Annotated in this window: 23 protein-coding genes; 11 read left to right on the top strand and 12 right to left on the bottom strand. The window is 71.5% G+C overall.

Annotation, left to right across the window (positions count from 1 at the left end):
- Positions 1 to 3: 3 nt before the first annotated feature.
- Positions 4 to 1002 (bottom strand): inorganic phosphate transporter, encoded by a 999-nt coding sequence (locus AB0447_RS23060; RefSeq protein ID WP_366478606.1) that lies wholly within the window; start codon positions 1000 to 1002, stop codon positions 4 to 6.
- A gap of 5 nt (positions 1003 to 1007) precedes the next feature.
- Positions 1008 to 1628: a DUF47 family protein gene (locus AB0447_RS23055; RefSeq protein ID WP_028797706.1), complete on the bottom strand. Its 621-nt coding sequence runs from the start codon at positions 1626 to 1628 to the stop codon at positions 1008 to 1010.
- A gap of 209 nt (positions 1629 to 1837) precedes the next feature.
- On the opposite strand from AB0447_RS23055, the gene AB0447_RS23050 reads away from it, so the two are divergent.
- A complete protein-coding gene (locus AB0447_RS23050; protein WP_366478605.1) occupies positions 1838 to 2149 on the top strand; it encodes a metal-sensitive transcriptional regulator in 312 nt (103 codons plus the stop codon).
- Positions 2150 to 2177: 28 nt separating this feature from the next.
- On the opposite strand, the gene AB0447_RS23045 is transcribed toward AB0447_RS23050, so the two are convergent.
- Both AB0447_RS23045 and AB0447_RS23040 read right to left on the bottom strand, forming a co-directional pair.
- On the bottom strand, positions 2178 to 2333 hold the full coding sequence (locus AB0447_RS23045) for a hypothetical protein (protein ID WP_366478604.1): 156 nt from the start codon (positions 2331 to 2333) through the stop codon (positions 2178 to 2180).
- Positions 2334 to 2453: 120 nt separating this feature from the next.
- Positions 2454 to 3260 carry a hypothetical protein gene (locus tag AB0447_RS23040; protein WP_366478603.1) on the bottom strand — a complete coding sequence of 269 codons (807 nt, stop codon included), beginning with the start codon at positions 3258 to 3260 and terminating at the stop codon, positions 2454 to 2456.
- A 176-nt stretch (positions 3261 to 3436) separates the two neighbouring features.
- On the opposite strand from AB0447_RS23040, the gene AB0447_RS23035 reads away from it, so the two are divergent.
- Positions 3437 to 3637 carry a hypothetical protein gene (locus tag AB0447_RS23035; protein ID WP_366478602.1) on the top strand — a complete coding sequence of 67 codons (201 nt, stop codon included), beginning with the start codon at positions 3437 to 3439 and terminating at the stop codon, positions 3635 to 3637.
- A gap of 132 nt (positions 3638 to 3769) precedes the next feature.
- A complete protein-coding gene (locus AB0447_RS23030) occupies positions 3770 to 4018 on the top strand; it encodes a hypothetical protein (protein WP_366478601.1) in 249 nt (82 codons plus the stop codon).
- Positions 4019 to 4130: 112 nt separating this feature from the next.
- On the opposite strand, the gene AB0447_RS23025 is transcribed toward AB0447_RS23030, so the two are convergent.
- The 5 genes from AB0447_RS23025 to AB0447_RS23005 all read right to left on the bottom strand — a co-directional run bounded on the left by AB0447_RS23025 (position 4131) and on the right by AB0447_RS23005 (position 9440).
- The gene (locus AB0447_RS23025) at positions 4131 to 4820 is read right to left on the bottom strand and encodes a phosphatase PAP2 family protein (RefSeq protein ID WP_366478600.1); all 690 of its coding nucleotides are present in this window, start codon (positions 4818 to 4820) and stop codon (positions 4131 to 4133) included.
- Between the two features lie 201 nt (positions 4821 to 5021).
- The gene (locus tag AB0447_RS23020) at positions 5022 to 6026 is read right to left on the bottom strand and encodes an NlpC/P60 family protein (protein ID WP_366478682.1); all 1005 of its coding nucleotides are present in this window, start codon (positions 6024 to 6026) and stop codon (positions 5022 to 5024) included.
- A gap of 74 nt (positions 6027 to 6100) precedes the next feature.
- The gene (locus AB0447_RS23015) at positions 6101 to 7897 is read right to left on the bottom strand and encodes a serine/threonine-protein kinase (RefSeq protein WP_366478599.1); all 1797 of its coding nucleotides are present in this window, start codon (positions 7895 to 7897) and stop codon (positions 6101 to 6103) included.
- 75 nt (positions 7898 to 7972) lie between these two features.
- Positions 7973 to 8767, bottom strand: a complete 795-nt coding sequence (locus tag AB0447_RS23010; protein WP_366478598.1) for a thioesterase family protein — start codon at positions 8765 to 8767, stop codon at positions 7973 to 7975.
- Between the two features lie 64 nt (positions 8768 to 8831).
- Positions 8832 to 9440 carry a LysE family transporter gene (locus AB0447_RS23005; RefSeq protein ID WP_366478597.1) on the bottom strand — a complete coding sequence of 203 codons (609 nt, stop codon included), beginning with the start codon at positions 9438 to 9440 and terminating at the stop codon, positions 8832 to 8834.
- 80 nt (positions 9441 to 9520) lie between these two features.
- On the opposite strand from AB0447_RS23005, the gene AB0447_RS23000 reads away from it, so the two are divergent.
- Together AB0447_RS23000 and AB0447_RS22995 are read left to right on the top strand one after the other, a co-directional pair.
- Complete coding sequence (locus AB0447_RS23000; protein ID WP_366478596.1) at positions 9521 to 10075, top strand: GNAT family protein; 555 nt, start codon at positions 9521 to 9523, stop codon at positions 10073 to 10075.
- Between the two features lie 2 nt (positions 10076 to 10077).
- Positions 10078 to 10917 (top strand): pentapeptide repeat-containing protein, encoded by an 840-nt coding sequence (locus AB0447_RS22995; RefSeq protein WP_366478595.1) that lies wholly within the window; start codon positions 10078 to 10080, stop codon positions 10915 to 10917.
- A 57-nt stretch (positions 10918 to 10974) separates the two neighbouring features.
- On the opposite strand, the gene AB0447_RS22990 is transcribed toward AB0447_RS22995, so the two are convergent.
- Positions 10975 to 11577 (bottom strand): hypothetical protein, encoded by a 603-nt coding sequence (locus tag AB0447_RS22990; protein ID WP_366478594.1) that lies wholly within the window; start codon positions 11575 to 11577, stop codon positions 10975 to 10977.
- 368 nt (positions 11578 to 11945) lie between these two features.
- Here AB0447_RS22990 and AB0447_RS22985 point away from each other — a divergent pair, with 368 nt between their 5' ends.
- From AB0447_RS22985 to AB0447_RS22960, 6 genes are all read left to right on the top strand, one after another.
- Positions 11946 to 12254, top strand: coding sequence for a hypothetical protein (locus AB0447_RS22985; protein WP_008742356.1), 309 nt, complete (start codon positions 11946 to 11948; stop codon positions 12252 to 12254).
- A 94-nt stretch (positions 12255 to 12348) separates the two neighbouring features.
- A complete protein-coding gene (locus tag AB0447_RS22980) occupies positions 12349 to 13170 on the top strand; it encodes a hypothetical protein (protein ID WP_366478593.1) in 822 nt (273 codons plus the stop codon).
- Positions 13160 to 14485 (top strand): hypothetical protein, encoded by a 1326-nt coding sequence (locus AB0447_RS22975; RefSeq protein WP_366478592.1) that lies wholly within the window; start codon positions 13160 to 13162, stop codon positions 14483 to 14485. The genes AB0447_RS22980 and AB0447_RS22975 overlap by 11 nt, the downstream gene beginning before the upstream one ends.
- Positions 14482 to 16044, top strand: coding sequence for an SCO6880 family protein (locus tag AB0447_RS22970; protein WP_366478591.1), 1563 nt, complete (start codon positions 14482 to 14484; stop codon positions 16042 to 16044). The genes AB0447_RS22975 and AB0447_RS22970 overlap by 4 nt, the downstream gene beginning before the upstream one ends.
- A 17-nt stretch (positions 16045 to 16061) precedes the next feature.
- Positions 16062 to 17474 (top strand): ATP-binding protein, encoded by a 1413-nt coding sequence (locus AB0447_RS22965; RefSeq protein WP_366478590.1) that lies wholly within the window; start codon positions 16062 to 16064, stop codon positions 17472 to 17474.
- 1 nt (position 17475) lies between these two features.
- Complete coding sequence (locus tag AB0447_RS22960) at positions 17476 to 19119, top strand: type VI secretion protein (RefSeq protein WP_366478589.1); 1644 nt, start codon at positions 17476 to 17478, stop codon at positions 19117 to 19119.
- On the opposite strand, the gene AB0447_RS22955 is transcribed toward AB0447_RS22960, so the two are convergent.
- Positions 19100 to 19531 (bottom strand): peptidoglycan-binding domain-containing protein, encoded by a 432-nt coding sequence (locus AB0447_RS22955; RefSeq protein ID WP_366478588.1) that lies wholly within the window; start codon positions 19529 to 19531, stop codon positions 19100 to 19102. The genes AB0447_RS22960 and AB0447_RS22955 overlap by 20 nt on opposite strands.
- Before the next feature lie 111 nt (positions 19532 to 19642).
- The gene (locus AB0447_RS22950) at positions 19643 to 20203 is read right to left on the bottom strand and encodes a GNAT family N-acetyltransferase (protein ID WP_366478587.1); all 561 of its coding nucleotides are present in this window, start codon (positions 20201 to 20203) and stop codon (positions 19643 to 19645) included.
- Positions 20204 to 20321 lie beyond the last annotated feature (118 nt).

The raw sequence follows: 20321 nt of genomic DNA, 5'->3' as shown, positions 1-20321 counted from the left end.
GCCTCAGACGAAGGCGAGGTTGACCACCCAGAAGCTGAGCGCCGCGACCAGCGCCGCGGCCGGCATGGTGATGAACCAGCCGAGGATGATGTTCTTGGCGACGCCCCAGCGGACCGCGTTGACCCGCTTGGTCGCGCCCACACCCATGATCGCCGAGGTGATCACGTGCGTGGTGGAGATCGGCGCGTGGAAGAGGAACGCCGAGCCGAACATGATCGAGGCGCCGGTGGTCTCGGCGGCGAAGCCCTGCGGCGGGTCCAGCTCGATGATCTTCCGGCCCAGGGTCCGCATGATGCGCCAGCCGCCCGCGTACGTACCCAGCGACAGCATCACGGCGCAGGCGATCTTCACCCACGCCGGGATCGGGGCGCCGGATTCCTCGACGTCGGCGATGACCAGGGCCATCACCACGATGCCCATCGTCTTCTGGGCGTCCTGCAGACCGTGGCCGAGGGCCATGGCGGCCGCGGACACGGTCTGGGCGATCCGGAAGCCGCGCTTGGCCTTGTGCGGGTTGGCGCGCCGGAAGATCCACATGATGGCGACCATCACCAGATAGCCGACGACCATGCCGACCACCGGGGAGACGAACATCGGGATGACGATCTTCTCGACCACCCCGTCCCAGATGACGTCGATGCCGCCGGCCAGCGCCGCGCCCACCATGCCGCCGAACAGCGCGTGGGAGGACGAGGAAGGCAGTCCGAAGTACCAGGTGATCAGGTTCCAGACGATCGCGCCGACCAGCGCCGCGAACAGGATCCACATGCCCCGGTTGCCGTGGGGCGTCTCGATCAGGCCCTGGCTGACCGTCTTGGCGACCCCGCTGCCCAGGAAGGCGCCGGCGAGGTTCATGACCGCCGCCATCGCCAGGGCCGCGCGCGGGGTCAGCGCCCGCGTCGAGACGGAGGTGGCGATGGCGTTCGCGGAGTCGTGAAAACCGTTGGTGTAGGTGAAGCCGAGCGCGACACCGATGGTCACGACCAGCGCAAAGGTGTCCACGAGGTTCAGGACTCCTTGACCGCGATGGTCTCCACCGTGTTCGCGACGTGCTCGAACGCGTCGGCCGCCTCCTCAAGCACATCCACGATCTGCTTGAGCTTGAGCACCTCGATGGCGTCGTACTTGCCGTTGAACAGGTGGGCAAGGAGCTTGCGGTGGATCTGGTCGGCCTGGTTCTCCAGCCGGTTGACCTCGATCCAGTACTCCGTGAGGTTGTCCATCGTCCGCAGGTGCGGCATGGCCTCGGCGGTCAGCTCGGCCGCCCGCGCCAGCACCTCGATCTGCTGCTCGACCCCCTTGGGGAGCTCCTCCACGTTGTAGAGGACGACCAGGTCGACGGCCTCCTCCATGAAGTCCATGATGTCGTCGAGGGAGGAAGCGAGGGAGTAGATGTCCTCGCGGTCGAACGGCGTGATGAAGGAGGAGTTCAGCTGGTGGAAGATCGCGTGGGTCGCGTCGTCTCCCGCGTGCTCCGCCGCCCGCATCCGCTCCGCGATCTCGGCCCGGGCGGACGAGTCCGCCCCGAGCAGTTCCATCAGGAGCTTGGAGCCCGTGACGATGTTGTCCGCGGAGGCGGCGAACATGTCGTAGAAGCTCGTCTCCCTGGGGGTCAGACGAAATCGCACGTGAGGTCCTCGGGGTGCATTGGATTCGGTCAGGCTGATGCTAGGCGCATCCTCCGGCCACGGCTAACCGGCAGTTCCCCAGTGTCCTCCATCAGGCAGAGTGAGGGCCACGGGCCCCTGCCACTCCGGGCGAAGCCCGGTAACCTATACCCATGAGGGGTATGCCCTCCGGGTGTGCCCCCCTTCATCTGCGGACCACGGGAGGACGCATGACGACCACCGAGACCGAGCCCGCCGGCGTCCACGGCTACCACCACCAGAAGGAAGAGCACCTCAAGCGGCTCCGCCGGATCGAGGGCCAGATCCGAGGTCTGCAGCGGCTCGTCGACGAGGACGTCTACTGCATCGACATACTCACGCAGGTCTCGGCCAGTACGAAGGCCCTGCAGTCCTTCGCGCTCCAGCTGCTGGAGGAGCACCTGCGGCACTGCGTCGCCGACGCGGCGGTCAAGGGCGGCGAGGAGATCGACGCGAAGGTGGAAGAGGCGACCAAGGCCATCGCCCGCCTGCTGCGCACCTGACCGGGGCCGCGCCCCGGGGCGCGGCCCGCTACCCCCACCCGATGCCCAGCAGGACCTCGTCGATCCGGTCCTGGCTGAGCCGGTCCTCCAGCGCCGCGGACGCCGCGATGATCAGTTCACCGCACAGTTCGATCTCGGCGAGAGCCACGTGGTCCTGCACCGTCGCACTGCCTACGGGAGTCACGCATGCCCCCTCTCTCCGACCGAATCGGCTCTCAGCGTAGGGAGACCGCGACTCCGCGCGCATGACACGGATGGACCATTTCCGGATACCGGCTCTGGCCAGAACCCGCCGACGGCCGGTCTAGTCCGCGATCTTCCCGGCGTAGATGTCCTCGCCCGCCGGCAGCACCACCGTCACCGGCGATCCGAAGGCGTACAGCAGCGTGGTGGAGGACACGTCGATCACTCCGTTGTTGACGTAACTGAACCGGTGCCTGACCTTCCGCAGCCGGCCCTCCTCGTCGAGGTAGACGTCGAAGGGCACCGTGTCCTTGCTGAACCCTTTCGCCGCGGCCTCCAGCGCCCCCCGTGCCTGCGGGGAGGCGCTGCGCGCGGCCCGGCCGATGTCCGTGGTCCCGCGGTAGTGCCGCACCTTGGTGCCGGACAGCTCGGTCTCGCCGACGTACGTGACCCGGTCCGCGCCGCGCAGCAGCTCGGCCGCGGCCAGCGGGTCCGTGGCCCCGCCGGTGACCAGGTTCCCGTCGGCGAGGGTGGTGGTGTCCACCCGGACCCACTTGTCGGCGGGCACCCCGGCCCCCCGGTTCTTCATGTAGAGGGCGCCGGGCGCGAGCAGCTCGGTGATCGGCCGGTGTCCCGGCTTGCCGGTCACGTCGGCCGGCAGCATCACCAGCAGCTGCCCCATCTGCTTCCGGAAGTCGACCCCGCCCTCACCGCGGATGGTGACCCGGGTGCCGCCCGTTGCCATCTCCATCGCCGTCCGCGCCCGCGCGCTCCCGGCCCGGGCCAGTACGTCCGCGGCCCCGCGCACCGCGGCCGTGCCGTCGGCCGGCTGCTGCGGATCGCCCGTCCCGCATCCGTTCGCCGCCACCAGGGCCGCCAGGACGGCCAGGGCCGTTGCGGGACCACGCCTGTGCCGGTGCACCACCATCGCCTGCCAACCCCCAACGCATGAACGCCGTTCGCCCGGGCCCCACCCGTTCCGCTTAACGAGGGCCCCGGACCGCCGTCACGGCTGCCGGGGCGAGATGCACCACATCGGGAGCACCCCGTGGGGGGCGTCCGGCGGCTCCGGTGAAACTCCGGGCGGCCGGGTACCGTTGCATCGTGGACTCGCACAGCAAAGCGCACCCTGCCCCTCCGGTTGCGGCCGTACCGCTTCCCCGCGCGACCGAGGCCTCCCATCCCACCGACACCGTCGAACGCGGTTCGTTCGCCGTGGCCGTCTGCGGCTGCGGCTGGCGCGGCCCGGCCCGCCGCTCTCGTGACAAGGCCCGCCTGGACGCGGCCGCCCACAGCACCCACTGAAGATCGGTAGCCCGTTCGGCCTCCCCGGCTGGCCGGTCGGCGCCCGACCGGATGCCCTGTACGGGAGAGCCCGCTGCGCAGAGCCCGCCGCGGGAGGCACTTCCACGAGGTACTCCCCCAGGGCGGATGCGCATGCCGGCAGCACGACGACTCGCACCCCGGGCCGCGGCCGTCCTCTGGACCCTGCTCTTCGCCCTCGCCCCCGTGCCCGACCGGGCCTGGGCCAAGCCCGTCGGCACCGCGGACGGGCCGGGCGACGTGGCCCTGGCCATCGGGGCCACCACGGCCCCCGCGGTGGCCACCGGCCTGTGGCTGCGCTCCCGCTACCGCCGCGACGAATCCCCGTCCGACGGCGAAACCGGCCCGGGCGGCGACCCCTGACCCCCCGCCCGCCCCGCCCGGCGGCGGTCCGGCTCTGCTTCGGCGTGGCCGGGCTGTGCCTGCTGGTGGCGGTCCTGCTGACGGTCTGGGACGCGTACGCCCACGGCTGAGACTACGCGGCCAGGTCGTTCTCGCAGCTGCTGGACCGGGGCAGGTCCACCGGCTGGGCCAGCCCGCGCCTGCGGGACCGTACGAGCCATCCGATCCGCGGGGACGCGGCGATCGCCCGCGCCAGCGGGGTGAGCAGGGCCATGGCGAGCGGCGCGAGCAGCAGCACCACGGCCGTGCCCAGCGCCAGCCCGCCGATGACGTCGGTCGGGTAGTGGACCCCCATGTAGACCCGGCAGAGGCCTTCCAGCAGGGCGATGCCGATCCCGAGGAACCCGAGCCTGCGGTTGGCGATGAACAGGCCGACGCCGAGGGCCATGGCGAGCGTCGCGTGGTCGCTCACGAAGGAGAAGTCGGTCTTCCCGTCCGCCAGCACCTCCAGCCCGCCGTGCTGCCGGAAGGGCCGTGGCCGGCCCACGAACTGACGCAGCGGAATGTTGACGAGCAGCGCGATCCCGGCGGCGAGCGGGGTCCACACGAGCGCGGCGAACCCCTCCGCCGCCGCGGCACCCGGCAGCCTCCTGACGCCGCGCCAGCACCAGAGCACGAGCAGCACCAAGGCCAGCAGGAGACCGTACTCGCCGACGAACCCGACGACCCGGTCGAGCCAGCCCGGGGCGTCCTGGGCCAGGCCGTTGATCTCGTACAGCAGGCTTACATCCACGTTCGGCCCACCGGCCGTGAGTCCAGCCATGGCGATGCGGCCCCTTGCCCTCTGCTTGGTCCCCTGCGGACGCACCCCTGTGTGCGCCCCTTCGGCCCCCCGGCGTCCAACCGGTGATCAACCCCCACGCCCATGGAACGCCCGTTCTGGCGCGCACGTTCCACTCTCCACCGAATGATCACGCCAACGTTATCCAAGAGTGACGCATCGTCGCAGCTCAGGGCCTTGGCTTCACGGAGTGTTGCCGGCTGCGCGGTGGTCGGGCAGCGCCTCCGCGCCGTCCTTGGTGACCCGGGTGGCTCCGAAGTAGTCAGGGGTGTCGATCTTGTCGAACCGGATCACCGCACCGGTGAACGGGGCGTTGATCATGTACCCGCCGCCCACGTACAGCCCGACGTGCCGGATCGCGCGGGAGTTGTTCAGATCGTCGGAGAAGAACACCAGGTCCCCGGGCAGCAGTTCGCCCCGCGCGGGGTGCGGTCCGGCGTTGTACTGGTCGTTGGCCACCCGGGGCAGCCGGATCCCCACGGTCTCGTACGCGGCCTGCGTCAACCCGGAACAGTCGAACCGCCCGTTGTCCGCGGGCCCGCCCTCACCACCCCACAGGTAGGGCGTGCCGAGTTGCTTCTGCGCGAAGTAGATGGCCCCGGCGGCCTGCTGGGAGGGGGCGACGCGGCCGACGGGGGCGGCGAAGCTCTTCTCCAGGCTGCGGATGGTCTTCACATAGCCCTGGGTCTCCTTGATGGGCGGCACCCCGCCCGCCTTGATCACCCGGTAGGGGCCCGCGTTGTACGCGGCCAGCATGTTGTCCACCAGGTCGCCGGGCACGTTCTTGACGTCCTTGGAGAGGGCGCAGTCGTAGGTCGCGGCCGACGGGATCGCGTCGTTGGGGTCCCAGATGTCCCGGTCGCCGTCCCCGTCCCCGTCGACGCCGTACCTGGCCCAGGTTTCGGGGATGAACTGCGCGATGCCGCGCGCGTCGGCATGGCTCACCGCAGTCGGCTTCCAGGCGCTCTCCTGGTACAACTGGGCTGCGAGCAGGGCCGGGTTGAGGGCGGGGCAGAGGTTGCCCCACTTCTGCACGAGCGGCTGGTAGGCCGCCGGCACGGCCCCCTTGACGAGGTTCACCGACCGTCCGCCGCCGCCGGTCGCGATGCCCGCGGCCGCCGAGTACGTCCCGACGACGAGCAGCGCGACGAAGCTGAGGCACAGCCCGATCCCGATCCCGCCGGCCATCCAGAACTTGCGCACGATTCAACCCTGCCCCATCGCCCGGATGCTGACATCCCCTTCGCCAGTGTGTCTGCCGACTACTTCACGGGGAAGCCCGAACAGGCCACGCTCGAGTAGTCCCTGGCCCCCCGGACGTGCAGCACCTGCACGGTCCAGTCGCCAGGGTCGTTGGCCAGCGGGATCGCCGGGTAGGTCCTCCGCTTGCCCTCGTTGTCGGTGAAGTGCGAAGCGAAGTCGTCCGGGTAGGTGAGGACCAGGTCCTGGGTTTCGGCCTTGGCCATGCTGCCGAGGTCGACGGGCTTGCTGGTGTAGCCGATGTCCAGGTTCGCCTGCCTGACCTCCGTGTAGGGCCGCCCGGTGCGGAAGTCGATCTCGTGCGGCGGCTTGACGGCGACGGAGAGGTAATACGGCAGCGGCTCCGTGTGGTACGGCTTCAGGAACAGCTTGACCTTGACCTTTCCCCCGCCCTGCGGGGTGACGGAGGTCAGCAGGAACTGCGAGCGCTCCTCGTTCGGCAGGTTGCAACTGCCGTCCCCTGCCGTGGTGCCGCTCCAGTACTCCCGGGACGGTCCCTTCGTTTCGACGTGGTCGGGCGCTGCGCCCGCAGCAGTGGAACCGGAGGGTGCGGGCGCCCCGCCCTGCTGCCCGGCCGGGGGCTGGCCCGCCGGCGTCCCGCTGCCCTGGGCCCGGGTGCCGCCCTTCCCTTCTCCCTCGCCCTGGAACGCCAGGTACCCGCCCACCGAGCCGGCGGCCACCAGCATGCCCGCGGCCACCGCGAGCGCCCAGCGCGGCAGCCGCCGGGCGGGCGGCGCGGCCGGCATCGGGGGCGCGGGGACGTAGGTGGGCGCGTTGGCCGGGGCGTACGTGGGCGCGTTGGCCTGGGCGTACGTCGGGACGTACGTGGGGACGTACGCAGGGCTGTACGCGGGGGCGGCGCCCGCCGTGGAGACCGCGCCCGCCGCGCCCGCCGCGCCCGCCGTGCCCGCCGCGCCCGCCGTGGACGGCAGCCCGGGCAGCTGCGGCGCCTCGCCGGTCGCCGCGAGGCCCGCGTACACCGGGTCGTCGACCAGCGCCGAGTCCACCGCGCAGCGCCGGATCACCTCGGCGAGCCCCGGCCGGTCCGCCGGGTCCTTCGCCACGCAGGCCTCGATGAGCGCCGCCAAACCCGGCTCCACCCCGGCCACGTCGATCTCGCCGTGCACGGCCCGGAAGCTCACGCCCGAGGCTTCGCCCGTGCCGTACGGCGCGCGGCCGGTCGCCGCGTACGCGATCGTCGCGCCGAGCGCGAAGACGTCCGCCGCGTCGGCCACCTCGTTGCGGAGCAGCACCTCCGGGGCCGTGTAGCCGGGGGTGCCGGGTGCCAGGCCGTCCTGGGTGAGTGCCGTCTGGGTCTCGCCCTTGGCGATGCCGAAGTCGATCAGCTGCGGCCCCTGCGCCCCCAGGATCACGTTCTGCGGCTTCAGGTCCCGGTGCGTCACCCCGTACGCATGGACGCTCGCCAGCCCCTCCGCCAGCGCCGCGAACAGCCGCCGGCAGGTCTCCGCCGGCAGTGCGCCCCGGGCTCCCACCGCATGGCTGAGCGTGGGGCCGGCCACGTACTCCGTCGCCAGCCAGTACGGCGGGGCCGCCAGCGACGCGTCGATCAGGTTCGCCGTGTACGCCGAGCGGACCGCCCGCACGGTCTCCGCCTCCCGGCGGAACCGGGCCAGCGCCTCGGGGTGGCCGGTGATCTCGTCGCGGATCACCTTCACCGCGACCAGCCGCCCGCCGGGCGACCTCGCCAGATAGACCTGCCCCATCCCGCCGGCCCCCAGCCGGGCCAGCAACGCGTGCGCGCCGATCTGCGCGGGATCGGTGTCTCTCAAGGCCTCCATGCGCACGAGCCTGCCATACCGATTCCCGTGTTCCGCCCGCGGGTTGGGTGCGGTCGGCTTCCGGCAGGACGCTGCTCAGCGCGGTGCGACGTACAGGCTCTGCACCCCGCGTCCGATGGGGCCCTTCTCGTCGTGCAGCCGGGCGTCCGCGAGCCCGATGCCGGCCGGGTCCACGCTCGTGCGGGCCTCCACGCAGGCCCAATCGCCGACCGGGTGCCGGTGCAGATGCACCGTCAGGTCGCTGTTGATGAACAGGAAGGAGCGGATGTCCATGACCGCGCTGATCCCGTTGCCGGAGTCGGCCGCGATCAGGATGCGGTCCAGCGGGCGCGGCTCGTCCCCGGCGATCAGCGGCACCTTCATCCGCATCCAGCAGGTGCCGGGTCCGGGCTCCAGGAAGGCTCCGGTGGTGAACCGGGTCTCCATGGCGGTGTGGTAGCCGACGTCCCACGGCACCGGGAAGAAGGGGGTCGCCCCCACCTCGCCCGGCGGCGGCAGCTGCGGACCGGAGAGCACGGCCGGGACGGCCTCCGCGGCCACCCGCACCCGCAGGGCGCGCGCCAGCATCACCGGCGCGTCCGCGCCCTCCGGGGTGAGCGCCGCCTCGACCACCTCGGTGCTGCGGCCGGCCCGCAGCACGGTGGTGGTGACGGCCAGGCCGCCGATCGGTACGGGCCGCAGGATCTCGTACGTGATCCGCGCGATCCGCATGTCGGTACGGGCACCGGGGCGCTCCTCGACGGCCCGGCCGAGCAGGGCGGCGGGCGGCCCGGCGTGCTGCGAGCCGGGATCCCAGGGACCCCGCGTGAACTCGGTGGCGGTGAACCGCCCGGCATCAACCCGCTCGAAGAACCCCTCGACAGTGCCCATGCGGCCCACGCTACCCACCGGTAATCACCGGCACCAGCCCCTCGCCGACCCCGTGCGCAACGGCTCAGCGAGCGAAACCCAGGCTCACCCCGAGCCCCACCAGCACCGACCCGATGGCCCGGTTCAGCGCCTTCTGCGCCTTCAGCATCCGGTCCCTCAGCCGGGAGTTGGAGAAGAACAGCGCGACCGCCCCGAACCAGGCCAGATGGGCCACCGCCATGAACAGCCCGTACCCGGCCTGCTGCCAGACCGGCGTGCCCGGGTTCACCACCTGCGTGAAGGTGGACACGACGAACAGCGTGGTCTTCGGGTTCAGCACATTGGTCAGGAAGCCCGACCGCATCGCCCCGAACGGCGACAGCGCCGCCTCCGACTCCAGGTCGACGGCCACCTCGGTGCGCGCCCGGAAGGTCCGGATGCCGATGTAGACGAGGTACGCGGCACCGGCCAGCTTGATCGCGGTGAACAGCTCGGTGGAGGAGGCGATCAGCAGACCCACCCCGAGCATCGTGTACGAGACGTGCACGAGCACTCCGGCGGCGACCCCGGCCGCCGCGAGCAGACCGGTGGTCCGCCCGTACAGGTAGCTGTTCCGCACGACCATGGCGAAATCGGCGCCGGGACTGATCACGGCGAGGAGGGTGATGACTGCAACGGCGATCACTTCTGTCATGAAGGGATGCTGACCTCCCACCGCCCGCCGATCAAGGCCCCTCGGAAAACGGACACTTGGCCACCGACGACACTCGATCCATGACCGCCCTCCCCCTCCTCTCCCTGCGCCCCTTCCGGCTCGCCGACGACGCCCCCCTCCTCCACCGCTGGGTGACCACCCCCGCCGAGCTCCTCACCTGGGCCGGCCCCGCCTTCTCCTGGCCGCTGGACCGGACCCAGCTCACCGCCTACGCCACCGAGCCCGGCCGGCACACCTGGACCGCGGTGGCCCCCGGGCCGGAGCAGGTCCCCGGACCGGATCAGGTCCCCGGGCCGGAGGAGGTCCCCCTCGGGCACATCTCGCTCTGCCGCCACCCCGACGGCTCCGGCGCCCGCCTCGGCCGGGTGCTGATCGCCCCGGAGGCCCGCGGCCGCGGGCTCGGCGAGGCCCTGCTCCGCCAGACCCTGGACCGCGCCTTCGGCGAGCTCGGCCTGCCCGCCCTCGACCTCGGCGTCTACACCCACAACACCCCCGCAGTCCGCCTCTACGAGCGCCTCGGCTTCCGCACCGAAGCGCTCCTGCCGGACGTCGAGGAGGTCGACGGCGTGCGCTGGTCCGCCCTCCAGATGCGGCTCAACGCCCCCGAAGGGTGACAATGGACCACGTGTCCCACGTGTCCCACGAGTCCCACGCATCCCCTGAGCTGAAGGCCGACTGCAGCAGCTGCTTCGCCCTCTGCTGCGTCGCCCTGCCCTTCGCCCGGTCCGCCGACTTCGCCGTCGACAAGGCCGCCGGCACCCCCTGCCGCAACCTCGCGGAGGACTTCCGCTGCGGCATCCACACCCGGCTCCGCGACAAGGGCTTCCAGGGCTGCACCGTCTTCGACTGCTTCGGCGCGGGCCAGCAGGTGTCCCAGGTCACGTTCGGCGGCCGCGACTGGCGCAGCCACCCCGGCACGGCCCGTGCCATGTTCGACGTGTTCCCGGTCATGCGGCAGCTGCACGAGCTGCTCTTCTACGTCACCCAGGCCCTGGCCCTCCCCGCCGCCCGGCCGGTCCACGCCGAGCTGCGCAGCGCCCTGGCCGAGACCGAGGAGCTGACCCGGGCCGACGCGGACGCCCTCGCCGCCGCCGACGTGCCCGCCCTGCGGGCCGGCATCAACACCCTGCTGCTCAAGACCAGCGAGCTGGTCCGCGCCAAGGTGCCCGGCAAGAAGAAGAACCACCGGGGCGCCGACCTGATGGGCGCCCGGCTGGCCGGCGCCGACCTCCGCGGAGCCAACCTGCGCGGCGCCTACCTGATCGCCGCCGACCTCACCCGGGCCGACCTGCGCACCGCCGACCTGATCGGCGCGGACTTCCGCGACGCAGATCTGTCCGGGGCCGACCTCACCGACAGCATCTTCCTCACCCAAGCCCAGCTCAACGCCGCCCGCGGCACCGCCGACACCCGCATCCCGCCCGGCCTGGCCCGCCCCGCGCACTGGGCGGCGTAACGCGACCGCCGGTGCCGCGCCCCGGCTCGTGCTCCGGACGCGGCACCGGCGGGGACCTCAGGGCTTGACCAGGGCGGTCCAGCCGGACGGGCAGACGAGCGCATAGCTACAGGAGTTCTCGTAGACCTCGCCCTGCGTGGTCAGCACCTTGATGAACACGGTCCTGTCCTCGGTGGTGACCGACACGCTGCACGCGGTCTCCGGGAACCCGGGGTTCTGCGGACCCGTCAGATCCCGCCAGGTGTAAGCGCCGTTCGGCAGCACCGACCGCCGCCCGACGAACGCGTTGCCCTTGCTGAGCACGGCGCTGAACTCGAAGTCCCCTGCAGCCTCGGTCGTGTCGATGTCCGCACACGGCCCGGGCGGCCCGGCCGGCCCCCGCTCCCCCTTCGGACCCCGCGGCCCCTGACAGCCGTGGCCGCCGCCCGCCGGCTTCTTCGCCGCCTTGCCTGCCTTGCCGGCCTTTCCGGCCTTGCCTGCCTTGCCGGCCTTGCCTGCCTTGGCCGGGGCGGTCCTGGCGTGGTCACAGGAATCGCCCCCACCCGGGCCGTGATCGGCCGCCACGGCAGGGGCCGAGAACCCCGCGAGCGCCAGCGCCAGCGCCAGCGCGAACCCCCTCGCCGGCCAAACACGCCGGCCGCCCTTTGATGCGGAACCCATCCGTTTGCTCCTTGCGTCGTACGACGTACCGAACGCGGTGGAGCATCCCCCGCAACACGGCGTACGGATGGAACGAATGGCGGAATGTCGGACGTATGTCAGCGGGTTGGTCCAACGACACGCCGCTCCACTGGGCCGAACGGCGGCCGCCCGGCCGAGCACGCACCGGGACGCCCATCATTGCCCGCCGTCACCCCCCGTGATACACAGAGTGACGGAACGTGATGGTCTGCGTCCGGGCGGCGAGATCAGGTAAAGGAAGCCGCCAAGTCGACATACGGCGGCGGTTTCATCAGCGAAGATAGGACATGACCCCTGCCGGTCCGGCACGGGCGGATGGAACTACCCATACAGGGGCGGTGAGTTACATGATCCTGGCAGCCGAAAAGGGCGACATCACCACCATCATCGGCGGAATCGCCCCGAACTGGGGGCCGTTCGGCAGTCTCGGCAATGAAGCGAAGGTCATGATCGAGGTGGTCATGGCCGTGGCGATCCTCCTCTGCCTCGGCATCGCCATCTGGGGCGCGGCCAAGCAGCGCATCGGCGCGACCGCACTCCGCGACACGTTCAGCGCGGAACAGGGCAAGGGCCTGATCGTGGCCGGACTCACGGGAGTCTTCATCATCGGCTCGCTCGGGACGCTGTTCACCATCGTCTACGGGATGGCCGTCTAGCCGAGCCTGCCCGTCCCCGCCCGCTGAGGTTGCGCTGCCTGATGACGATTCACCACACGCTACCGTCGTACGACGCGGAGGGGGCGGATACGGAATGACCGAGGACCAGTACGGGGCCGGGGGTGCGGTCGGCGGCACGGGCCAGACCCGCACCCGCCTGCCGGACTCCCCGTCCGACCCCTACGGCACCCCGCGCCGCCCCACCCGTTCCTCCCGCGGGCTGGTCACGGTGGTCGGCGTGGTCGTCCTGCTGATCGCGGCGATCGCGTTCGCGAACCAGAGCGACGAATCTCCGGCGGACCGGGGCACGGACACCCCGGCGGCCTCCTCACCGACGGCACCGTCGGGGGTGGCCCCGGTCGACGCCAAGAACGGGACGATCCCGTCCGGATTCGCACAGACGGAGCAGGGGGCGCAGTCTGCCGCCGCGAACTACGCGGTCGCGCTGGGATCTGACGGCATGTTCAATACGGCCCGGCGGCACGCCATCATCGACGCCATCGCCGACACCGGCACCAGAGACAGACTGCGAGCCGCATTCGACGCCGACTACTCGGCCGGCCTGCTGTCCCAGATCGGCCTCACCAAGGACGGGCTCGCCCCGGCCGGGACCACCTTCGTCAGCCGGACGCTGCCGTCCGGCACCAAGGTCCGCAACTTCTCCGGAGGCGCAGCCGTCGTCGACGTCTGGTGCGTCGGTCTGTTCGGCCTGACCGGCGAGAAGTCCACCAACCCGGTGACCAGCAACTGGTTCACCACCTCGGTCACGCTGAAGTGGAGCGGCTCCGACTGGAAGGTCGTCGAGACGGCGCAGCAGGAAGGCCCCACGCCGGTCACCGGCGACGACCCGGTATCCCCGTCCGACCAGATCAACGGAGCGGTCGAGCAGTTCGGAGGCTTCACTTATGCCCGGTAGCCCCGCCCCCCGCGTGGGGGGCGTCGTCGCGGCCTTCACCGCCCTCCAGGCTGCCGCCATACTGTTCGCCACTCGCGTGGCGGCGGCTCCCACGCCGACCCCGACCCCGTCGCCGAGCGCGAGCAAGGACCCCTGCTCGCTGATCGCCGGCCCCGCCAGGGAGTACTGCGAACGCGGCGAACGCCAACCCGGCAGCGGTTCCGTGCAGCCCGGCCTCGGCCCCGCCGACCCGGCCGACGCGCTCAACCCCCTCGCCGCCCTCTCCAAAGGTTGCGCCGACGCCGCCGTCTGGATCGTCACCGAGCTCAGCCAGATCGTCAAAGGCACGTCCGACGTCGACTTCACCGACGACGGCTTCCTCAAGCACTACGCCATCGTCTTCGCCGCCTCCACCATCCTCACCCTCATCATCTGGCTCCTCGCCGTCGCCAAACGCGCCATCCGCGGCGTCCCCTTCGCCACCGCCGTGTCCGAGGCCGTCGGCTTCCTCTGGCTGACCGTCCTCGCCTCCGCCTTCACCCCGCTCGTCCTCCACGTCGTCGTCAACGCGACCGACGGGGTCTCCGAGACCATCTCCTCCGCCACCGGCAACCAGAGCGACGTCTTCTTCGGCTCCTTCATCGAAGCCCTGAAGAAGGGCGACGGCATCGGCGGCGGCCCGATCATGCTGATCGTCGTCTCCCTCGTCACGATCCTCGCCGCCGGCGTCCTCGCCCTCGAACTCGTCATCCGGGCCGCCCTCCTCTACGTCGGCGCCCTCCTCGGCGTCGTCGTCTACGCCGGGCTCGTCGACCGCAACCTGTGGGGCCACGTCCGCCGCTGGGCCGGCATCATGATCGCCGTCATCCTGGTGAAGCCCGTCATCGTCATCGTCCTCGGCCTCGCCGGAGCCCTGGCCGGCGATCAAGGCCCCAACGCCTTCTCCGCCGTCGTCTCCGGCCTCGCCATCATCCTGCTCGCGATCTTCGCCTCGGCGATGATCTACCGCTTCGTACCCGGCTTCGGCGACGAGATCGCCTCCGCCCGCAGCAACCGCAAGCAGGCCACCGACGGCGCCCAGGCCGCCGCCGTCATCAGCTCCCCGGCCTCCCTCGTCTCCCAGGGCATCAAGACCCACAGCACCCGCAGCGGCGGCGGCGCCCACCGCGCGAGCGGCGGCGGCGCTCCCGCCCCCGCCAACCCGATCTCCGGTGGCGTGGCCGCGCACAGCAGCCGCCCCTCCGGCGGCGGGGCCGGCGGCGGATCTGTCCCCTCCGCCGCACCCCCGCCCCGCCAGAGCACGAGCACGAGGAACACAGGAGGTGACGGGCGTTGACGACCCAGTCCCACCAGATCCACCCGGTCGCGCCCCGCCGCACGTATCTCATCGGCCGGGCCCGGCCCAACGCGATCGTCGGCAAGAACCGCGAAACGGGCGAGATCGCCCTGATCATCGCCGGGGCCTTCCTCGGCATGATGAGCGGACTGCTCGTCCCCGACCTCACCCTGCGCATCGTCAGCCTCGTCGGCTTCCCGATGCTCGCCCTCGCCGCCGTGTACGTCCCCTACCGGGGCCGCACCTTCTACAAGTGGTTCGAGATCAACCGCACCTTCAAGCGGACCCTGCGCCGCGGTACGACGTACCGCTCGGCCGCCATGGAAGCCGGCACCCGCGCCGCCGACGGCCGCGAGATCGAGGTCGGCCCGCCCCCCGGCATCGGCCGCATCAACTGGCTCGCCGCACCCTTCGGCCCCGACGAGATCGCCGTACTCCTGCACGCCGACCGCCGCACCGTCACCGCCGCCATCGAGATCGAGGGCCCGGGCGTCGGACTGCGCGACAGCGAGGACCAGGAAGCCCTCGTCGACCGCTTCGGCACCCTCCTCAAGCACGTCGCCAACGGCGACGGCTTCGTCACCCGCCTCCAGATGCTCGCCCGCACCCTCCCCGCAGACCCCGACGCACACGCCAAGGACGTCGCCCAGCGCGGCGACACCCACGCCCCCGCCTGGCTCGTCGACTCCTACGACCAGCTGCAGTCGATGGTCTCCACCTCCTCCGAGCAGCACCGCGCGTACCTCGTCGCCTGCATGCACTACACCCGCGAGCTCGCCGCCGAGGCGAACGCCATCGCCCGCGCCTCGCACGACCGGAAGGGCCGCCGGCTCAACAAGGACGCCGGCCTCGCCGTCGTCATGGCCCGCGAGCTCACCGACATCTGCGCCCGCCTCGCCGAGGCCGACATCCGCGTCCGCCAGCCCCTCGGTCAGGGCCGGCTCTCCTCCCTCGTGCACTCCATGTACGACCCGGACCACCCCATCGACCACATCCAGGCCATGACCAAGCGCAACGCCTGGCCCGCCGAACTGGACGCGATGGAACCCACCTACCTGCAGGCCAAGACCCGCGAGTCCACCACCCGCGCCCCCTGGTGCCACGCCACCGCGTGGGTGAAGGAGTGGCCGATGACGCCCGTCGGCGTCAACTTCCTGGCCCCCCTGCTGGTCCACACCCCGGACGTCATCCGGACCGTGGCCGTCACCATGGACCTCGAACCCACCGAGATCGCCATCGAGCGGATGCTCACCGAGAAGACCAACGACGAAGCGGACGCCTCCCGCGCCGCCAAGATGAACCGGACCGTCGACCCGCGCGACATCGCCGCGCACGGCCGACTCGACCAGAGGGGTGAAGATCTCGCCAGCGGTGCGGCCGGAGTCAACCTGGTCGGGTACATCACCGTGTCCTCGCGTTCACCGGAAGCCCTCGCCCGCGACAAGCGGACGATCCGCGCCTCGGCCGGCAAGTCGTATCTGAAGCTGGAGTGGTGCGACCGCGAGCACCACCGCGCCTTCGTCAACACCTTGCCGTTCGCCACCGGTATCCGACGCTAGCTGGAGGACAGTGCCGCATGCGAGATCCACTGTCCGCCGTGACGGACGCCTTCACCAGCTTCCTCTTCGGGAAGGTCGAGACGACCCGGCTGCCCGTCCGCACCTCCACCGGCCAGGCCCAGGCCGTCTACCTGCCCACCGCCGCGCCCGGACTCGGCGACTCCGGCGTCATCATCGGCCGCGAGGTGTACAGCGGCAAGGGCTACATCTACGACCCCTTCCAGCTGTACGGCCAGCAGCTGCCGGCCCCGCACTGGCTGGTCCTCGGCGAGTCCGGCAACGGCAAGTCCGCGCTGGAGAAGACCTACGTCCTGCGCCAGCTCCGGTTCCGGGACCGCCAGGTCGTCGTCCTCGACGCACAGGGCGAGGACGGCGTCGGCGAGTGGAACCTGATCGCCCAGCAGCTGGGGATAACCCCCATCCGGCTCGACCCGGTGGCCGCCCTCGACGGCGGCATCAAGCTCAACCCGCTCGACCCGGCCATCACCACGACCGGCCAGCTGGCCCTGCTCCGCACCATCATCGAGGTGGCCACCGGCCACGGCCTGGACGAGCGGGCCGGCTTCGCCCTGAAGGTCGCCCACGCCTACGTCAACGACACCATCCGGGACCGCCAGCCGGTCCTCACCGACATCGTCGAACAACTCCGCCACCCGGAGGCCGAGTCGGCGGAGTCCATGAACGTCGGGATAGACGACGTACGGGCCTGGGGCCTGGACGTGGCCCTGGTGCTGGACCGGCTGGTCGACGGCGACCTGCGCGGCATGTTCGACGGCCCGACCACGGTCGGCATCGACCTGGACGCCCCGCTGATCGTCTTCGACCTGTCGCACATCGACCGCAACTCCATCGCCATGCCCATCCTGATGGCGATCGTCGGCGTGTGGCTGGAACACACCTGGATCCGCCCCGACCGGAAGAAGCGCATCTTCCTGGTCGAGGAGGCCTGGCACATCATCAACAGCCCCTTCGTGGCCCAGCTGTTCCAGCGGCTGCTGAAGTTCGGCCGACGCCTCGGCCTGTCCTTCGTCGCGGTCGTCCACCACCTCTCCGACGTCGTGGACGGCGCGGCGGCCCGGGAGGCCGCGGCGATCCTGAAGATGGCCTCCACCCGCACCATCTACGCCCAGAAGGCGGACGAGGCGCGCGCGACGGGCCGGGTCCTCGGCCTGCCCCGCTGGGCGGTGGAGATCATCCCGACCCTCACCCCGGGCATCGCGGTCTGGGACGTCAACGGCAACGTGCAGGTGGTCAAACACCTCATCACCGAAGCCGAACGCCCCCTGGTCTACACGGACCGGGCCATGACGGAGTCGGCGAGCCCGGCCCAGCTGCCCGAGGAACTCCTGGCAGCCGAACTGGAGGCGGAGGAACGCGCCTTGTACATCGAACGGCACCGAAACGGCGGCGCCGGGACCACGGTGGCCTGACATGCCCGAGGCCCGGCCCGCACAACGCGGGATCCCCGACTCGCTGCTGGTGGCCCTGCTGGCCTTCCTCCTGGGCCTCGCGGTCCTCGTCTGGTCCTCGACCGGCCTGGCGGCCTGGTTCTCCCGCGGCGCCTGGCCGGACACGGTCACCTTCACCCGCACCCCGACGGCCGTGCGGCAGCTGATAGCGCAACCGCACAACCTGGCGGCGGCCTGGCCGGACACCGACCCGGCGGCCCTCTCCGGGTGGGGACTGTTCTGGGGCCTGTTCATCAGCCAGCTGCTGGTGCTGTTCGTCCTGACGGTGTTCGGGATCGGCGTGGTAGCCCGCACCACCGCGAGACGGGCCCGGGCGCGCCAGGCTGCCCTGACACCGGACCCTGCCCCACAGCCGCAGCCGGAGCCGCAGCACCAGCCCGTGCCGGCACAGGCGACCGGGCCCGCGGCCGCGGCCGCGGCCGCGACGCAGGCTCCGGCCGCAATTCCGCTGCCTACGGCCGCGGTTGTGCTCCCCGCTCCGCCCGTCGGCAGCCAGGGGGCCGAACCCCGGCAGGAGCCCCAGCCGGAGCCGGCCCGCATTCCGGCCGGGAAGCCCCTCGGCAACGACCGGCCCCCGCACCACCACCCGCCGGCGGACGAGGCCTACCGCTACGGCTTCGGCTACGCCCCGGCACGTACGGCGCCACCGGGCACCCCGGGGTCCCTGGCCGAGCCGGTCCCCCGGCTCATGTACGGCACCCCCGCCGAGCGGTACCGGGCGGCAGCCACCCGCATCGCCGAGGCCGAGGGCGCCGCGCTGATCGTGACCTCCTCCCCCACCCTCTGGGCCGAGACCAAGGACGCCCGCGCCAAGCTGGGCCCGGTCCTCCTCTACGACCCGTCCCACCTGTGCGACACCCCGGCCCGGCTGCACTGGAACCCGGCCGAGGAGTGCGCCGACCGGGACACCGCCGCGGCCCGCGCGGTGGCCCTGCTGGGCCCCGTACGCCCGCAGGCCCGTATGGACGCGGCGGTGGCCGACACCGCGGAAACGCTCCTGCGCAGCTGGCTGCACGCGGCCGCCCTGGACGGCCGCCCGTTCAAGCAGATCCACCGCTGGGCCCAGGGCGCGGGCTCCCACGATCCGGTACGCGTCCTCCGCACCCATCCCAAGGCCGCCCCCGGCGCGGCCGGCGAGCTGGAGAGCGCCCTGACGGCCCATCCGGAACGCCGAGAGATCGCCCACCAGCTGACCGCACGCGCCCTGTCCGCGCTCAACTCGATCCACATCCGCGAGTCCTGCAATCCCAATCGAACAGATTCGCTGGCGCTCGCATCATTCATGGCCGAAGGGGGCAGCCTGTACCTGGTGGGCGAGCCCCTCGAGGACCCTCGCGCCCACCCGGGTGCGATGCCCCTGCTGACCGCACTCGCATCGAGCGTGGTCGAGCACGGCCGCCGCATGGCCGCACGGTCATCCCACGGTCGGCTCGACCCACCACTCTCGCTGGTCCTGGACGACATCGCAGCGGTCGCCCCGGTCCCCCAGCTCCCGGACCTGCTCACGGACCCGGCCCTGCCGCTCCTGGCCACCTGCCGCAGCCGCGAACAGGCCCGCTCCCGCTGGCCGGACGCCGATCTCCCGCTTACGGGAACGGCCGGCTGAGCCGGACGCATCCGATCGGCTGCTGCTCCTCCCAGGCCGCGACGGTGTGGCCCATGTGGTCGCGCGTCTGGGGGCCGTAGCCGCCGTCCTGCGCGATGCCCTCCCGTCGCTGGACCGCGATCAGCGCGTTCTTGGTGTTCGTTCCGAACTGCCCGTCGATCCGGATGCTGATGCCGTAGCACCGGACGATGGAGATCTGGAGTCTCCGCACCGCCTCGTTGGCGTAGCCCTGCTGGAGGTGGCAGTGCGTTCCGCTGGAGGCGATGGGGATGTCCACGATGGTGCCGCGATAGCCGGCGACGTAGCCGTGTCCGGTGCAGGGCGGGCTGGCGGCCGCCGGGCCGGCCGTGGCGAAGACGAGTCCGGCGGCGGTACCGAGCACGGACAGGAGAGAGACGATCTTCTTCCGCATGGCTGGGCTGTCCCTTCGGGTGACGTACCTGAAGTGCAGACGCGACCGCACAGTAGGGGCCACCCGCCCGACCGACAAGGGCCGCGCGGGACACGTGTACCGACCCCGGAATTACGAAGCGGGACGCTCCAGGACGTACTCCAGCTCCTTGGCGTCCGGATCGCTCTCCAGGGAGACGACGCGGCCGCTCGGCACGAACCCGAAACGCCGGTAGAAGGCCGCGGCCCGCGTGTTGTCCTCGTGCACGTACAGCCGTACGCGCTCCAGCGCCGGCTCCTCCAGCGACCAGGCCCACTCGACGGCGGCCCGGAAGAGCTCGTCGATGAGCCCGGTACCGCGCTGCTCGGCCCGTACGAACACGCCGACCAGGTGGCCCTGGTGACGGTCGATCACCCCTTCGAAGAAGTCGGCGGCCCCCGGCTCCTCGACCAGCACGACCACGGACCCGTCCCAGGACCCGTCCGCCGCCTCGGCCACGAACTGCCGCGCCCGCCGGCCACCGGCCGCCCCGGCGGCCCGCTTCTGCCAGAACTCGTCCGATCTGCCCTCGGCGTCCTCAAGCCTCTCGAGGAATGCGAGATGGGCCACGGGATCCCTGAGCGCGGCGATCCGCAGCTCCTTGATCTTCTGCCACTCCTCGGCCCGGACGGGACGTATCAGGTGCTGGTTCATGCCGGGATACTAGCTGTACTAAAGGTCCTGAACGCAGAAAAGCCCCGCACCATAAGGTGCGGGGCTTTCCCACAATGATTGTTCGGCGGCGTCCTACTCTCCCACAGGGTCCCCCCTG

It is taken from the genome of Streptomyces sp. NPDC051211 (assembly GCF_040689505.1).
In the GTDB taxonomy this organism is placed as follows: Bacteria; Actinomycetota; Actinomycetes; order Streptomycetales; family Streptomycetaceae; genus Streptomyces.
The sequence above is the reverse complement of the archived record's forward strand: the minus strand, read 5'-3'. Positions and strand labels throughout refer to the sequence as shown.

Excerpts from the sequence above, each read along its gene's own strand:
- AB0447_RS23050 (WP_366478605.1), top strand. The coding sequence starts at position 1,838 with ATGACGACCACCGAGACCGAGCCCGCCGGCGTCCACGGCTACCACCAC.
- AB0447_RS23040 (WP_366478603.1), bottom strand. The coding sequence starts at position 3,260 with ATGGTGGTGCACCGGCACAGGCGTGGTCCCGCAACGGCCCTGGCCGTC.
- AB0447_RS23030 (WP_366478601.1), top strand. The coding sequence starts at position 3,770 with ATGCCGGCAGCACGACGACTCGCACCCCGGGCCGCGGCCGTCCTCTGG.
- AB0447_RS23025 (WP_366478600.1), bottom strand. The coding sequence starts at position 4,820 with ATGGCTGGACTCACGGCCGGTGGGCCGAACGTGGATGTAAGCCTGCTG.
- AB0447_RS23020 (WP_366478682.1), bottom strand. The coding sequence starts at position 6,026 with ATGGCCGGCGGGATCGGGATCGGGCTGTGCCTCAGCTTCGTCGCGCTG.
- AB0447_RS23015 (WP_366478599.1), bottom strand. The coding sequence starts at position 7,897 with ATGGAGGCCTTGAGAGACACCGATCCCGCGCAGATCGGCGCGCACGCG.
- AB0447_RS23010 (WP_366478598.1), bottom strand. The coding sequence starts at position 8,767 with ATGGGCACTGTCGAGGGGTTCTTCGAGCGGGTTGATGCCGGGCGGTTC.
- AB0447_RS23005 (WP_366478597.1), bottom strand. The coding sequence starts at position 9,440 with ATGACAGAAGTGATCGCCGTTGCAGTCATCACCCTCCTCGCCGTGATC.
- AB0447_RS23000 (WP_366478596.1), top strand. The coding sequence starts at position 9,521 with ATGACCGCCCTCCCCCTCCTCTCCCTGCGCCCCTTCCGGCTCGCCGAC.
- AB0447_RS22995 (WP_366478595.1), top strand. The coding sequence starts at position 10,078 with ATGGACCACGTGTCCCACGTGTCCCACGAGTCCCACGCATCCCCTGAG.
- AB0447_RS22990 (WP_366478594.1), bottom strand. The coding sequence starts at position 11,577 with ATGGGTTCCGCATCAAAGGGCGGCCGGCGTGTTTGGCCGGCGAGGGGG.
- AB0447_RS22985 (WP_008742356.1), top strand. The coding sequence starts at position 11,946 with ATGATCCTGGCAGCCGAAAAGGGCGACATCACCACCATCATCGGCGGA.
- AB0447_RS22980 (WP_366478593.1), top strand. The coding sequence starts at position 12,349 with ATGACCGAGGACCAGTACGGGGCCGGGGGTGCGGTCGGCGGCACGGGC.
- AB0447_RS22975 (WP_366478592.1), top strand. The coding sequence starts at position 13,160 with ATGCCCGGTAGCCCCGCCCCCCGCGTGGGGGGCGTCGTCGCGGCCTTC.
- AB0447_RS22965 (WP_366478590.1), top strand. The coding sequence starts at position 16,062 with ATGCGAGATCCACTGTCCGCCGTGACGGACGCCTTCACCAGCTTCCTC.
- AB0447_RS22960 (WP_366478589.1), top strand. The coding sequence starts at position 17,476 with ATGCCCGAGGCCCGGCCCGCACAACGCGGGATCCCCGACTCGCTGCTG.
- AB0447_RS22955 (WP_366478588.1), bottom strand. The coding sequence starts at position 19,531 with ATGCGGAAGAAGATCGTCTCTCTCCTGTCCGTGCTCGGTACCGCCGCC.
- AB0447_RS22950 (WP_366478587.1), bottom strand. The coding sequence starts at position 20,203 with ATGAACCAGCACCTGATACGTCCCGTCCGGGCCGAGGAGTGGCAGAAG.